We start from the raw sequence: 14,879 nt of genomic DNA on the forward strand, positions 1-14,879 counted from the left end.
ATTTGATTAAAAATCACGCGCTTACTAGAATGAAAGTCCGATTTTTTGAAAGGTAAACGATGGGTAATCCTAAACAAGTCATTGCGGCTTTAGTGCTGGGTTTTTTCTATTTGACAGCTACAACGAATGTGATTGCTGCGGATAAATGGAGCGATGGGCACGTGGACGAGCATGAGCACCACCATGGTAAAGACGGACACGCGGATGAGCATGAGCATCACCACGGTAAGGACGGCCATGCGGATGAGCACGAGCATCACCATGGCAAAGATGGTCATGCGGATGAACATGAGCACCATCATGAGAGTGACGGCCATGCAAATGAACATGAGCATCATCACGAAGACGGTAGCAAAGAAAACAAGCATGAGCATCATCACTAACTGGCGCTGCCTGGCAACGAAAGATGCTAGCGGTATGGTTTTAGCCATCACCAAATAGGGAGGGTTGGTTGTTAATGAATCAATTCGGGAAAAACTCCTATAGGCAACTTGGTGGTATCCCGGCATGATGCGACTGAGGGCTTGATTTACCACTAGGACCACTGAACGTAACCTCGGTTATGTGCAGCGGGGTAAACCAAACCCTGCATTCGATTAAACGCATATTGATCTCAATGCAAAAAAAGCATCTCTTCGGAGGTGCTTTTTTACTTTGTATGGCTGAAATCTTCTCATTTTAAATCAAGGTCACCACTGATCCTGGTTTTGTCCTGTCTTGTACGAAAATTCCTACAAGAGGTTCAGCCTGATGTGTATTCGTTCAGGTGGTTGATTATTGGATCATAGAGGCTGTGTGAAAACAGTCATCAGTGATTGGGGAGGTTAATATGCCAAAAACAACATCACCGCGTACATTTACAAGTGCACTCTCTCTACTTGCCATTACAATGGGCGCGGTTTCTGCGGCCTTAATTGTGATGTGCATAGGAATGTACTTCACGATTCTGTCGGTAGATGATTCAACGTCAGTCAAAGTGCATGCAAAGGCGGTGGAAGCGACAGCGATCGTGCCTGCTGATACTCAAGTACTTGTGGGATTCAATGGCAAGTTGACTTACACGAATGCGCCCATGATCAATGAGGCTGGTGCGGATACGCATTTGAGAGATGCCTTGTTCCGTGAGGAAGCCGGGGAAGAGATAGCTTCGTCTGCAGAGCCGCGCTTGCAGCAAGAGGCACCCCTTGCCCGCACTTATCTTGCAACTGCTCATTTGCCTGTGCAGGCGGTTCATTTTCGTGCAGTCAAACGTGTGATGGCTTAAATGCGCTGCCTTGATTGGCTACGCATTAGTGAGAATGTATGAAAAAGGGTGTAAACATAATGGCAATGATTGAAATTTATTTCTTTTTAAGGCATTGTTAGAGATTGCATATCCTATTGGCGTAAAACTATACCTGATCGAATTTGTGGAAATATGCATTGTCTTCAACATCAAACACAACCCTTGGGGATAAGGGTTTGCCTACCATGATCTACTGCTTATATCATTTTGCGCCTACTCAGCGTGGCGAAATCCAGATTGGTAAAATCAATGTGCTATTGATAGGTGTGCTGATCGTCATCTTGCTCGGCCTGATTATCAAGGGTGAGGAGCGCGAAGAGGGCGGTGCAGCAACCCTGCGTATTCAAAATCAGGTCTCTGCCGTGGCTGCCCCCGAGGTGAGCGCACAAGTAACCAGCGAGCTGACACAGGCTGTGTCTGAGACGACGCCAGCCCCTGAGTCAGAGGAGATGCCGGTGAAAAAAGCGAGCAAAAAAACGGATACCCTTGCTCACAAAAAAAATGCATCGCCTGAGCCAGCCACCGAGCAGCCAGCCTCAACGACAGTTGTAGCACCCCATGCACATGTGGCAGCGAATCCGGTGCCTGCAGCAACAAGTGAAGAGAATTTACAAAAAGACAGCTCCAAAAAAATGATTGTTTTTAATATCTGGAGTGTATCCGAACTCAGGCTCAGAAGTGCCTATGCGGCCTATATGAACGATAGCGCGGTGCCAGCCGTTCAGCTTGAGGGCAGAAAAAAAGAGTATTTGAGTTTTGCCAGCCACCGTACAAAAAAATGTGGCGAATTGGATGGCAAGTTTGCCAGCAATATCAATACGGTAGAGAAGCTGACGCTGGTGAAGGGTGATGCTGAAGTGTTGCAATGTCATACCATAGAGAACAACCTCGAGATTGATCGGCTCAGTGCCATTCAGTAAGGGTGGTCTAACGATCTGATGCGATTCAATCTTGCTGAATGAGCGATTCTTTTACAGCAATCAGTGGATGCGGTTTTGCTCTTAAGTAACCTTGTGAGTAGTGACAGCCCATCTGCTTGAGCAGGGTTTCTTGATCCTGTGTTTCTACGCCCTCGGCAATCAGTTTGATATTGAGCTGATTGCCCATATAAATCATCGTTTTGCATAAGGCCTGATTTTTTTCATTTTCTGTCAGGCTGCTGATGAAGGATTTGTCGATTTTGACATAATCAATCATGAATTTATGCAGATAGGCGAGCGAGGAATAGCCCGTCCCAAAGTCGTCAATCGCCAGTTTGATCCCCGCATGATGCAGATTGCTGAGCATCGCCATTGTATTGACTGAGGAGTCCAGCAATAGGCGTTCAGTGATTTCAAAACAGAACTGTTCTCCGGGAATATATTCTGTTTTGAGGGTGGCGAGAAATTGCTCAAGGCTGGCAGGGTGTGCAAATTGCAGGGACGAAATATTAATGCAGATTTCTACCTTGCCAAACTGTTGCTGGATCTGTTGCAGGTCTTGAATGATTTGTGCAAACACCCATTCGCCAAGCGCAATAATAAAATTATGTTCTTCTGCAATGGGGATAAACACGTCTGGCGGGATCATGCCCAGTTGCGGGTGTTGCCAGCGTAACAAGGCCTCCAGTTTTTCACAGTGCAGATTACTCAAGCGAAAGATGGGCTGATAATGCAGTGACAGTTGCTGTTGGGGAATGGCCTCTTTAAGCGCCTCGATCAGTTGCATTTTGCGTGCAAACTCTTCATAAATGGCCTGATTGAACAGCACACATTGATGTTTTCCTGACTTCTTGGCCTGATACAGCGCCTGGTCGGCAAACATAATCAGCTCGTCGGCATCTTGACCATGGTCGGGAAAAAGCGCCGCCCCTATACTCATAGACACGCTTACTGTTTTGGATTGAACCTCGAAGAGTGGCGACATTACTTGCAATAGTTTTTCACACAAAGCCTGTAGAGCTGCTTGATCAATGCCTGGCAGCATCATCAAAAACTCATCTCCGCCAAAGCGGGCGGTGAGGCTAGGCGGTTGTATCATGCATTGTATGCGTGCGGCGACCTGGATCAGCACTTCGTCGCCAAAAGCATGCCCAGCCGTATCGTTAATCTGCTTAAAGTTATCGAGATCAATAATGATGACCCCTAGGGACTGCTTGGATTCGCGGGCCTGTTGCATGGCCTGGTCAATTTCATTTTTTAACTGAAAGCGGTTAGGGAGCTTGGTGAGAAAGTCGTGATTAGCCTGGAACCAAATCTCCTGCTGTGCGGCCACCGCCTGTTTTTTGCTGCTGCGGTAGACTTTTAGCAGTTGCAGAAACAAAAGCAAGGCAAGCACTCCCGGGACCGCAATCAGGTATTGTGTCCGCTCTGGCGCAGGCGAGGCTTTCCAGGTATTCATAATCTCGGGCGGATTGGTGCCAATCTGTTGTGTCGCTTTATTGAGTATGCTGACCAATGTTGGCAGATTTGCGTCTACCCCCATCCAGACGTCACTGGTGATAGCGGTGATGCCTACTTTCTTGATGTTCTGGATTTTATGCAAGTCGATGTGATAGTCCAGGACCAGCTCATTGCCAACGTAGGCATCGACATAGCCCGACTCCAAATCATCAAACGCTTCATCCGCGATATCAATCAGTTTGATTTTGATCGTGGGGACTTCATTTTTAAGTTTTTGTGCGACGGGGCCGCCCTTGAATACGGCAACCGTTTTGTCTGTGAGATCACTCAAGTTGATTTCATGATGTGCCAGGGGGTGATTAGCGGCCATGTAAATGGCATTGGCTGTGACCAGATAGGGTTGTTTGAGCAATTGAAAGCCGGCTGGCGGATTTTGACCACGTATCCCTGTCATGAGCGGCGCGTCAGCCGGTGTGAGGTTGTCATGATCGTTGACAATAACAAATGTTAAACCGGTGAGCTGGCTGATCTGCTCCAGATACTGGATGGATACACCGGCATGGTTGTGATTTTCCAGCTGAAACTCTACGGGCATCCAGCCACTTTTCACTGCGACCTTAAGGCGTGGATGCTGCAGAAGCCAATCACGCTCTTGTGTCGTAAGTGCCAGTGTATTTGAAGGCGGTGACTCGCCTGGCAAAATCTCTTCTGCCTGTAGCATTGCTCCGCTAAAACCTATGCCTAGCATCAGACACAGGCGACCAAGAATATGGACGACCGAACATAGCCCTTTCACTCTGCGGCAAGCCATGATTCAACCCCCAATGGTTTTTGGATAATTTATCTGTAAATTGTATGTGACTATAACGGCGTGAAATGCAAAATATAAAGGCTTTTATACAGTTTTTTATATAACACTGTGAGTATGCGTTAAGTTAGACTATGATGGGTAATGCGCGTTCGCGGAGGCGTCAAACTTATGCCTGCAACGGAAAGCACCTGTCATCAAAAATAAGTGAAGGACTGTTAGACTAATCATAACGGTGTTAACCGGTAAGGCTGCGCATGAGGGTGTGCATTGAATAAATAACTGGCTAAGGGAGTCCGGTGAATGAAAAAAATGGGTGTATTGCTGGCAGCGATATTGCTGTTGGCGGGCTGTTCTGTAAACATGGTAAAGCTGGGCGTCTATAAAAATAAAGCGCAATTGATCGGTACGGATGGGGCGGTCTATACGGGAAGTATCATGATTAATGATATTAGTAACGATGGCGATATCGACTTCGACGAGTCACCTTATGGCAAGCTTGCAGGCAAGTGGACCGCCACCAGTACGGTGGCCCCGGTGATCCGTACGGTGGATGCACAAAGTGCCTCTGATGCAGTGGTTCGTCGTGCCTATTCAGGCAAAAGCTTTTTAATTGCTAACCAAAAAGCCGTGCTTAATTGTGACTTTAAAATCAATATTGAGGGCGATGGCTTGCTCGGTAGCGTCTACGTGATTGGTGATGGACTCTGTGTGGATGATCAGAAGCGCAGTTTTCCTATCCAGTTTTTCAAGTCCTAACATCATCAAAAACGCATCAAAAGCCCCTCATTCACTGGGGCTTTTTGATGTTTGTGGCTCTGCGGTGAAACAGCATTAGGCATCACCTGCTTGAGCGCGCCTGTCTTTTCCCGTCTGCGATGCTTGCCGGTTTTGTGCCTGTAGACATCGTTCCCCTTTCGTTTAAACCACTGTTCAGACCATACATAGTGCCGTTTAAATCAAGTATGATGCGCCAAACAAGCTAAGATAGCTGCAGTCAATGGATTGATTGCTGCAAACCTACGTTTAACCAATTGGGGGAATTATGAGTCGCTTATTCGGAGAGATACATCGTCAGGTGCAAGATGCGCAGGGCACCAGAAAACTGGCTGACCGTATTGAGGAAATTGCCTGTAAAACGGAAATTGATGAGGATGCCAAGGGCTTTATTGAGTCACTGGATATGTTTTTCCTGTCTACGGTGGACCACAATGGCAGACCTACGGTGTCTTACAAAGGTGGATTTCCTGGATTTGTCCGCGTGCTGGACAGCCAGACGCTGATGTTCCCGATCTACAATGGGAATGGTATGCAGCTGTCGGTAGGCAATATGGTGGGTAATGGTGAGGTAGGGCTGCTGTTTATTTCATTTGAGCGCCCGCATCGTATCCGCTTGCAGGGCGTCAGTGAGGTCTCAACCGATCCAGCTTTGTTGGCGCATTACAAAGAGGCTGAGTTTGTTGTCAAGGTAAGTTTGTCCGAGCTCTGGCAAAACTGTCCACGCTATATTCACCGCTATCAGCGGGAGAGTGCCTCGCGCTACGTCCCTTCTGCACAATGCGAAACCCCGTTGGCTGAATGGAAACGGTTGGAGTTTGTGCAAGACGTGATCTCTGAAGCCGATGCACAAAAAGCACAACAAGCAGGCTTTATTCAGGTGGAAGACTGGATCGCCAGGATCAAGGCTGGTGCACCAGATGCTTAGTTCACACCAGACCTCATAAGGCTCTCATAGACTCTGCGAAAGCAGTATTCACTGGCCTCTCTCAGCAGAACGCAAATAGATTTGCGTTTTCTGATAGAGGCCTTTGCTATTTTCATGTATCTTTATCAATGTACGATATGCATCATATTTCTCAAGATAAATAATTGTTCGACATAGAATTGTTATCAATCTATAAGGTGACCATCTCTATGGTGCCGCGGGGGTGGCGTCAACGTGATTCATCAGGGTGCAAAGAGATCTCTACGGTATTTCGCCATGCGAAAGGTATCGATACTTGCTGGTTGCATGCTGTGCTTCATGGGCTTGATGCAGCCCGGTATCGGATGTGCAGAGCAGACCATTACTGTTATCAGTGATGATAATTACCCGCCCTATTTGTTTAAGGACGCAAATGGCAATACGGTGGGCATTGTGGTGGATACCTGGAAGTTGTGGGAGCAAAAAACCGGGGTCAAGGTGACCCTGCTTGCCATGGTCTGGGAGCAGGCGCTACAGCAATTGTTGAGCGGGCATGCTGATGTGATCGAGATGATTTATCAGGATCCCGAACGTGAACAGCGCTTCAGTTTCAGTACCCCTTATGCCACGCTCCCGGTGGGCATCTATGCGCATAAAAGCATAGGTGGCCTGGCATCTTCCAGCCATCTGAGTGGCTTTACCGTCGGTGTGCAAAAAGGCGATGGCTGTATTTTTCACCTGAAGCAAGCCGGGGTTCAATCGTTTCGGCTATATAACAATTATGAAGAGATGATCACCGCCACGCTCAAGGGCGAAATCAAGATATTGTGTATGGATGATTATCCGGCTAGCTATTATCTGTATCGCGCAAAGGCGGATCAAAAAATACTGCGTGCTTTTACCCTTTATCATGGCGAATTTCACCGGGCGGTAAAAAAGGGCAATGAGCCCATTCTGGCCTTGATTGAAAAGGGCATGGCGGCCATCACCCCGGCTGAAATGGCTGCGATTGAGGCACGATGGAAGGGCCGTCCCTTGCAGCAAGACCTCTATGAAGGGCAAGCGTTATGGATGTTGGCTGTGGCATTCATCGTTGCCGTGAGTTTGGTATTGCTGGTGTTTATGCTAAGACTCGCGGTGAAAAGAAAGACCGCTGAAATTGAAAGCAAGCGTGCCGAGCTGGAACTGGAGCGATTGCGTCTGACTGAAATCATTGATGCGACGCGTGCAGGCACCTGGGAGTGGAATGTACAAACCGGAGCGTGCCAGTTTAATCATCGCTGGGCAGAAATTTTGGGATATCAACTCGAGGAGATCCAGCCTTTAGGCGTAGAGGCGCCAAAACGTCTGACGCATCCGGATGACTGGAAAATGGCCATGGCCTTGGTTGAACAGCACCTCAAAGGCGAGATTGCCTTTTATGAGTGCGATATCCGCATGCAACATAAAGACGGGCGCTGGTTGTGGATCGCAGATCGGGGGCGGCTGATTTCGCGTACAGCCGACGGGCAGCCGTGGATGATGCGCGGTACGCATATTGATATCACGGATAAAAAGCAGGCCGATGCTGCGATTTGGCAACAGGCCAATTATGATAGCCTGACCCAATTACCTAACCGCCATTATTTCAATCGCCACCTCAAAGAGGCGATTGCCGAGGCGGCAACCCAACAGCAAAAACTCAGCCTGTTGTTGCTCGACTTAGACCGCTTTAAAGAGGTCAATGATACGCTCGGTCACCGGCATGGGGATGAGTTGTTGATTGAGATCGGCCAACGGATACGCCAATGCTTGTATGATCATATGGAGGTGGCCAGGCTGGGCGGGGATGAGTTTGCCATTATTGCACCAGAGTCTGCCTGTGCCGATTTGCAAGCATTCGGCCAGCAGTTGATGCAGGAGATCTCTAAAGCCACCATTCTTGGCGGGGAGCGCGTCTATGTCACGGTCAGTATCGGCATCAGCCAGTATCCCGAGGATGCCGTCAATGCTGAAGAAATGATACAGCATGCGGATCAGGCCATGTATGAGGCAAAAAGTCGGGGCCGTAATAACCTGCGCTTTTTCTCGCTAGCGATTAAAGAGGCCATGTCGCAACGCGTGATGTTGGCACGCGACCTGAAGGCGGCCCTTGAAAAGGATGAGTTGCGCGATTACTACCAGCCGATTGTCAGTTTGAACACGGGCAAGATCGTCAAAGCCGAAGCGCTGATGCGCTGGCAACATCCTGAACGCGGACTGATCAGTCCGGCGCTCTTTATTCCCGTGGCCGAAGAAACGGGGGACATTGTTGCGATGGGTAATTGGATTTTTTCTCGGGCGGTCGCGCATGCGTCTAAATGGCAGCCGCTGGTGGGGGAGGCATTTGCCATTAGCGTCAACAAGTCTCCGGTGCAATTCGTTGACCCGCAACGCTTTCATCATGACTGGGGAAAAATCTTGCAGGATAACGCACTGGCAGGCAAGCATCTGGTGGTTGAAATTACGGAAGGCTTGTTACTGAATCCCGACCCGGTCGTCGAGCAGCGCTTATTGTACTATCGCGACTTGGGGATTCAAGTTGCGATCGATGATTTTGGAACTGGCTATTCTTCGCTTTCTTATCTCAGTAAATTTGATATTGATTATTTGAAAATTGATCAGTCCTTTACCCGTAACCTGAATGCGGGCAATGAAAGTTATGTCTTGTGTGAGGCCATCATTGTCATGGCGCATAAGCTAGGCCTGAAAGTGATCGCTGAAGGGGTGGAGACCGCACTGCAGCGTGATTTGCTGATGGATATCCATTGTGATTTTGCCCAAGGATTTTTCTATTCCCCGCCTGTGCCTGCTGAGGCCTTTGAGCAAATGTTGGTGCAACAATCGCGGCAAGAAGCTGCGCTGCTGCAGGGTTAGTTCGCACATATGAAAAAAGGCCCAAGCACGACTTGGGCCTTTTTATGAACAGGCAGCGAACTTAGAACCGGAAACGTACCCCGGCACCTACCGCCTTCACATCCTGATACCAGGTCGAACGCGGGAACTTGTCCCCTGAAAAGTGGTTATTGGTGTAAGCAACATAGGTATCAACCCGCTTGTTGATCTTATAGTCAATCACTGAAGTCCAGGTGTCAATTTTACCTTGTGAGTTGGTAGAGACTGTTGGGCCATCAATCGCATCAAACCGGGTTGCATAGTAGCCGACAGAAGCTGTCAGACCTGCCAGGGCTGGGATGCGCTGCGAAAAGTCGTAGCTGGCACCAATGTAGTAGACATTGTTATCTTGTTTATAGCCCGGTTGTAATGCAGAGGTGGCGACGCCGCCAAATACAGTCTGGTCAAACAGTTTGCTGTATTTGATGGTCCGGTCTGATGAAGGCTTCAAACGGTACCATTCCCAGCCGCCTGTGAATTTGATTTCCTTGTTCGGCGTCCACTTCAACGCGATTAAAGTGGCTTCCGTGTTATACAGGGACGCAGTAATGGTGTCGTTGGCGGCTGGATTGCCAGCGGCAGCAGAGCCTGCCTTGACGGCATTGTTAAAGCCGTTAAAGGCAAACTGAACGCCAAATACGCTATTTTCAAAGCCCAGTTGACCGGTGTAGCCATAACCCTCGGAGGTGCCTGCGGTATTGCCAAACTGATACATGCCGGCGTAGTTGACCTTACCTAACCCTTCAACATCGTAAGTATTGCCATACTTCACCGTGTTTTTCATGCGGGAGTTTTCGGAGATGCCGCCACCGCCGCCAATCGTGCCGCTCTCACCCAAGGGCGAGAAGGTATCTGCCTTGCTGTTCGGGTCATAAGGGTTGGTGATTTCAAAAAATGGGTTGTACTGGGTACCGTATGACACACGCCCTAGCTTGCCGCCATCAATCCCTACCCAGGCCTGACGCGCAAATAACTCACCGTTCATGGAGGAGTCGGCGCTGACGCTGGAGTTAGCGTTGGTCCCGGAGTTGTCTGCCAGCGTCTGTGCCGCATCATGCAACTTCATATCAAGCGGGTTGAAGCCAGCTTCAAACTGGTACATGAATTTAAAGTCACGATCCCACATTTGTAGTTTGCCGACTTCGCCCTTGATGCCCAGACGGGAGGCTTGCAAACCACCATTGACCCACTCGGTTCTTGAGGTGGTTCTTGGTGTGATTTTTGCACCATTGTAAGGATAGAAGTTGTTAGGTAATTCGTAGTTTTCAGGCAACGAGTGGTTAACACTGGTGCGCGCAATATCGATGATGCCATACACTTGTACGTTCGATGGATGGTCTCCGACGTTGAAGTCCAGACGCAACGGGTTGTCATCATTCATGAAACGAGTCATGAACGAGCTTGGTGCCTGATCGTTTTGGTTGGCGGACGTTGTAGGCGTTTCTGCCTGGGCGGTCAGGGCCTGACCGATTGCGACTGGAAGTAATGCCAGTTTAAAAAAATGTCTGATGGTCATCTTAATCTCAATGTTTTATGCGATATTGCGGGTTGTCACAAGACAACGCATTCTCGTGCTGGCAAATGACGATTAGATGACATGCGGCTTACATGAAGCTTACGCCCGTCATAATTGACTTGTCACAAATGTGGGAGCTCGGTTGAGCGCTGCGCGCGCAGCGCCCTTAAGCCTTAGAATTGGTGGTTAAACTGCAGGCTGAGGATATCAGCACTGCCATTGTATTGACCGGCCACCAGCCCCCTGCTTGGAGTAAGCGCCCGCTGGTCGTCATAGATACTGGCTTCTTGGATAAACAAATGTGCATAGCCAACATCCAGTTTTGTTTCATGGCTATATTGCCAGCTCGCACCCAAAGACAGCCAGATACGGTCATTGCCAGGAATGCGGGGGGTTCTATGTTGCTTGTCTATGGCTTCTTGATCGTAAGCAATGCCGGTTTTGAGTTTAAGTGTGTCTGAGTAATGATAATTGAGCCCGACCGAATAACGTAAGGTATTGTTCCAGTGTTCCTGCGTGGTCCCAATAGCAGTATTTGAGCCATTATCGCGCATGATGCTTAAGGCTTGAAAGCGGCTCCAACGTGTCCAGGTGATGTCTGTCAGTAGCTCCCAACGGTCGTCCAGTCGGCTGAAACTACTGAGCGAAAGCGTCTCAGGCAAGGATAAATCTGCTGTAATGTCGGTATTCAATGTGCTCGATGGACTCGCATTGGCCAACGTGAAAGGGGAGCGCGCTTCTCCCTTCAAGTGCTGGTCGACTTTTGAACGGAAAGCCAAACCTAGCCGGGTATCGGGCGTGACTTGATAAATGGCGCCCAGGTTGTAGCCAAATCCCCAGTCGTCCCCCTTGGTTTTAATCGATGATTCTGCGGCCCCTAAATTCACTGCACTGGTCAGCTCTGCCTGTGCCCACATGGCAGACACGCCAAATCCCAATGACCACTGGTCATTGAGTTTCCAGGCCAATGATGGGTTGATGTTGACGGTTTTAAGCTCGGATTTAATGGCTTGAAAGCGGCCTATCCAGTTGTTGTCGTATTCGGTTTTGAGTCCAAATGGGCTGCCAATACCGAGGCCGATTTTGAGTTGATCGTTTATGTCCTGCTTGTAATAAAGATTGGGAATCGCTGCAAAACTGCCCAAATTACCGCCTTCTCCATTTAGAGATGGATTTCTGGCTGCTTGACTACCTTGATTATCAAAATTTCCCCTGACATTAATCAGGTTAACTGCACCCACGATCTGACGCCCCTCCAGGTAAGTCATCCCAGCCGGGTTGAAGAAAATCGTACTGGCATCCTCTGCCACGGCAGCCGCTCCGGCAAAGGCATTCCCAAGCCCGCTGCCACTTTGTTCGGATAAGGCAAAGCCTGCTGCCTCAGTGACTTGATGGGTGCTGACCAAAGCCAGCCCCAGCCAGAAACTGGTAGATTTCAAACGTAACATGGATCCCCCTAAAACGACTTTTTTGATTTTTTTAAGCTTGATCACTACACTCATGAGGCGTGATCAAAGGCATTAATTTTCTGCACTCGCAATTTTTCTGAACACTGCCGGAATGCTTTCCGGGAAGTCTGCCATAAACGTGGTGGTTTGGCTCGCAGATAAGGCCGCACTGAACAAGTAACCTTGCACATGATGGCAGAGTTTGTATTGCAGGTATTCAAACTGGATTGCGCTTTCCACGCCCTCTGCCACCACTTTTAAATTGAGGCTGACCGCTAACGCAACCAACGCGTCGACAATCGCGATATCGACTTTGTCATGCGGAATGCCCGCCGTAAATTGCTTGTCAATTTTTAAAATGTCTACCGGCAATTGTTTCAGGTAGTTCATTGACGAGTGGCCAATGCCAAAATCATCAATCGCAATGCCTATGCCTAACTGCTTCAGTGAGTAAAGGATTTGTTTGGCAGAATCAATATTACGCATGACCATGGATTCGGTAATTTCCAGGTTCAGGGTGCGTGGCGAAATGTGGTAAAAATCCAGCGCATGGCGGATAGTGTCTGACAGGCTATCGTCATCAATCTGGCGCGAAGAAATATTCACATTCATGAACAGATCCTGGTCAAACATCTCTTGCCACATGGCCAGTTGCTTGAGTGACTGGTGAATCACCCAGGCACCGATACTGATAATCAGGCCCGAGCCTTCTGCCAGATGGATAAACTGGTCAGGGCTAAGTAAACCTCTGGTTGGATGACGCCATCTGAGCAAGGCCTCAAAGCCGATGGTTTTCAACAGCTGTGTATGGATGATGGGCTGATAATAGAGCTCCAGCTCCTGATTTTGCAGCGCGAAGTGCAGCGCCTCACGCAGATTGCGTAGCTCGGAGGTATTGGCTTCATCCATTTCACTGTAAAAGCGATAGGTGTTGCGACCCGCATCCTTGGCTTGATACAGCGCCACATCCGCGTTCTTCATCACTTCGGTTTTAGAGTCGAATCCGGCTCTCAATTGCGCAATGCCGATGCTGACCCCAATATTAATTTCATGGTCATCGACGATAAATTGGGCAGAAATCGTCTGGATAATCCGTTTGCAGACTTGCTCTATCGTTTGTCGGCCTGCGGCATCCAGCAGAATGGCAAACTCATCGCCACCCAGGCGGAAAATCGCATCTTTTTGTGCCAGGTTGCCGCGCAGGCGGTGCGCCACTTGCAGCAACAACTTGTCCCCGGTGTTATGGCCAAACGAATCATTGACGATTTTAAAGCGGTCCAAGTCTAACAACAGCAGGTACACATTGGCTGGGCCATTGGAGGAAGCGGTGATTCTACGCGTAATCGCTTCTTCAAACGCGTGACGGTTCAGTAATTGGGTATTTTTGTCGTAGTGCGCCAGGAACTGCAATTTTTCTTCAATGACTTTGCGATGTTCCAGTTCGGTTTGCAGCTGTGCGTCACGCTGACGGATGCTTTCCAGCATATTGTTGATGTCATGGCCTAGCATGCCGATTTCATCCTGACTGCGGATGCTGATGCGTTGGTCATAGTGATGATTGCGAGTGATATTGCTGACAAAGCTTTGTAAGGCGTGAATCGGGTTGACGATATTGCGGTTAAGTCGCCAGATAATCAGACAGCCGACCAGCGCGGCTGCCAGGACCGCAATGGCGTTAGACCAGGCAAATCCAATCAGCACATCGACAATTTGCGCCTGCTTGATGGTTGCTTGCAAGGTGCCCACCGTTTTTTCATTCACCACGATAGGCGTCTCAACTTCCAGATCCTTGAAAAAAGGGTAGAGCCAATGCCAGACGGCAGTGGATTGTGGATGTTGCGGATAAAGTTGCTGGATCGCTTGTTGTTGCTGGTTAAAAATCGTGATGCTGCGGATATTCTGATTATCCGTCAGCGGTTCCAGTGTTTTGGTCAGTGAGTTGACCTCCCCAAACATGACCGCGGGTCCAATCGACGTGGCTACGACCTGGGTTTGCACCAGAATGTCACGAATCATGTGGGTGCGCAGATTGTGATAATGGCTGCCAAATGCAAACACGATAAACACCAGAAACATACTCAGTGTCATCACCAGCTCGGTGAGCAGCAGTTTATGGGCAATCTTGAGGTGAGGCAGCAGTTTTAACATACAAAATCACTGAATAAGGTTAGTCGCCAGTTTCATCAAGCGGGAGTCGAACACGATGCCGGCCTGTTTGGCTGCGCCCAAACGCAGCATGAACTGATAGCGTTTGTCTAGCTCGCTGATTTCTACATGGCCAAACTCGGCAAACTTGTTGCCCTGATGAACAACCGTGAGCACGGACTCTTTTTGAATAATCTGCTGCAATTCTAACGGCTTTTGTGAGACGACATCTTGAATATATAGCAAATTACAGCGTTTCACATCGGCTTGTGTTTTCAGCGTCACCAAAAAAATTGGAGATTGTTGTAATTTTTGCGATTCCAGCGAGGTGGCCTTGAGATGGCCAATGTCTTCCTCAAACGCACATACCGTGTAAATCTCCTGGCGTGGGCGATAAGGCGTCTGACTCAACAGGGCCAGATTGTAGAGTAACTCACTTTTTGAGGTGCGTGCCTCTTCCACGCTGGCATGTGCTTGCTGGATAAAGCAGGGGTAAAGCAGGAGAAGCAGCAAGCGTGGAAAAAAACAAGACTGGCGCGCTGAAATCATCTTGATCTGACTCCAAAAGGGTGAGGGATCTGATCGAACGGTTTAGATTAAAATGGGTTGCGGGCCAGTTTTAAGGCATTGCCATGACCAGCTTACCGTCTGATGCAATGCCTATCATACCTTGCGGCCAGCTATCTATAATCAGCAAAA

The 14,879-nt window shown here is 48.8% G+C and carries 11 protein-coding genes; 6 read left to right on the plus strand and 5 right to left on the minus strand.

Features of this window, described 5'->3' with window-relative positions; all coding sequences use genetic code 11:
* Positions 1–59 precede the first annotated feature (59 nt).
* The 3 genes from INP77_RS11170 (at position 60) to INP77_RS11180 (ending at position 2,205) form a co-directional block, all read left to right on the plus strand.
* Positions 60–383 carry a hypothetical protein gene (locus INP77_RS11170; RefSeq protein WP_194749148.1) on the plus strand — a complete coding sequence of 108 codons (324 nt, stop codon included), beginning with the start codon at positions 60–62 and terminating at the stop codon, positions 381–383.
* 446 nt (positions 384–829) lie between these two features.
* Positions 830–1,264: a hypothetical protein gene (locus tag INP77_RS11175; RefSeq protein ID WP_194749149.1), complete on the plus strand. Its 435-nt coding sequence runs from the start codon at positions 830–832 to the stop codon at positions 1,262–1,264.
* A 206-nt stretch (positions 1,265–1,470) separates the two neighbouring features.
* Positions 1,471–2,205, plus strand: coding sequence for a hypothetical protein (locus tag INP77_RS11180; protein WP_194749150.1), 735 nt, complete (start codon positions 1,471–1,473; stop codon positions 2,203–2,205).
* Between the two features lie 25 nt (positions 2,206–2,230).
* Here INP77_RS11180 and INP77_RS11185 read toward each other — a convergent pair whose 3' ends face one another.
* Positions 2,231–4,477 carry an EAL domain-containing protein gene (locus INP77_RS11185; protein WP_228518892.1) on the minus strand — a complete coding sequence of 749 codons (2,247 nt, stop codon included), beginning with the start codon at positions 4,475–4,477 and terminating at the stop codon, positions 2,231–2,233.
* 300 nt (positions 4,478–4,777) lie between these two features.
* Between INP77_RS11185 and INP77_RS11190 the strand changes: the two genes are divergently transcribed.
* The 3 genes from INP77_RS11190 to INP77_RS11200 all read left to right on the plus strand — a co-directional run bounded on the left by INP77_RS11190 (position 4,778) and on the right by INP77_RS11200 (position 9,053).
* A complete protein-coding gene (locus INP77_RS11190; protein WP_194749151.1) occupies positions 4,778–5,233 on the plus strand; it encodes a hypothetical protein in 456 nt (151 codons plus the stop codon).
* 286 nt (positions 5,234–5,519) lie between these two features.
* Positions 5,520–6,179, plus strand: coding sequence for a pyridoxamine 5'-phosphate oxidase family protein (locus INP77_RS11195; RefSeq protein ID WP_194749152.1), 660 nt, complete (start codon positions 5,520–5,522; stop codon positions 6,177–6,179).
* 276 nt (positions 6,180–6,455) lie between these two features.
* Positions 6,456–9,053 (plus strand): EAL domain-containing protein, encoded by a 2,598-nt coding sequence (locus INP77_RS11200; RefSeq protein WP_228518893.1) that lies wholly within the window; start codon positions 6,456–6,458, stop codon positions 9,051–9,053.
* Positions 9,054–9,114: 61 nt separating this feature from the next.
* On the opposite strand, the gene INP77_RS11205 is transcribed toward INP77_RS11200, so the two are convergent.
* The 4 genes from INP77_RS11205 to INP77_RS11220 form a co-directional block, all read right to left on the minus strand.
* On the minus strand, positions 9,115–10,587 hold the full coding sequence (locus tag INP77_RS11205; protein WP_194749153.1) for a porin: 1,473 nt from the start codon (positions 10,585–10,587) through the stop codon (positions 9,115–9,117).
* A 173-nt stretch (positions 10,588–10,760) separates the two neighbouring features.
* On the minus strand, positions 10,761–12,035 hold the full coding sequence (locus tag INP77_RS11210) for an OmpP1/FadL family transporter (protein WP_194749154.1): 1,275 nt from the start codon (positions 12,033–12,035) through the stop codon (positions 10,761–10,763).
* 72 nt (positions 12,036–12,107) lie between these two features.
* Positions 12,108–14,183: an EAL domain-containing protein gene (locus INP77_RS11215; RefSeq protein WP_194749155.1), complete on the minus strand. Its 2,076-nt coding sequence runs from the start codon at positions 14,181–14,183 to the stop codon at positions 12,108–12,110.
* A 6-nt stretch (positions 14,184–14,189) separates the two neighbouring features.
* Entirely contained in the window at positions 14,190–14,729 is a 540-nt protein-coding gene (locus INP77_RS11220) for a YfiR family protein (RefSeq protein ID WP_194749156.1), read from the minus strand.
* Between the last annotated feature and the right edge of the window lie 150 nt (positions 14,730–14,879).

The sequence above is a fragment of the Methylophilus sp. 13 genome, from assembly GCF_015354335.1.
Lineage (GTDB): Bacteria > Pseudomonadota > Gammaproteobacteria > Burkholderiales > Methylophilaceae > Methylophilus > Methylophilus glucosoxydans.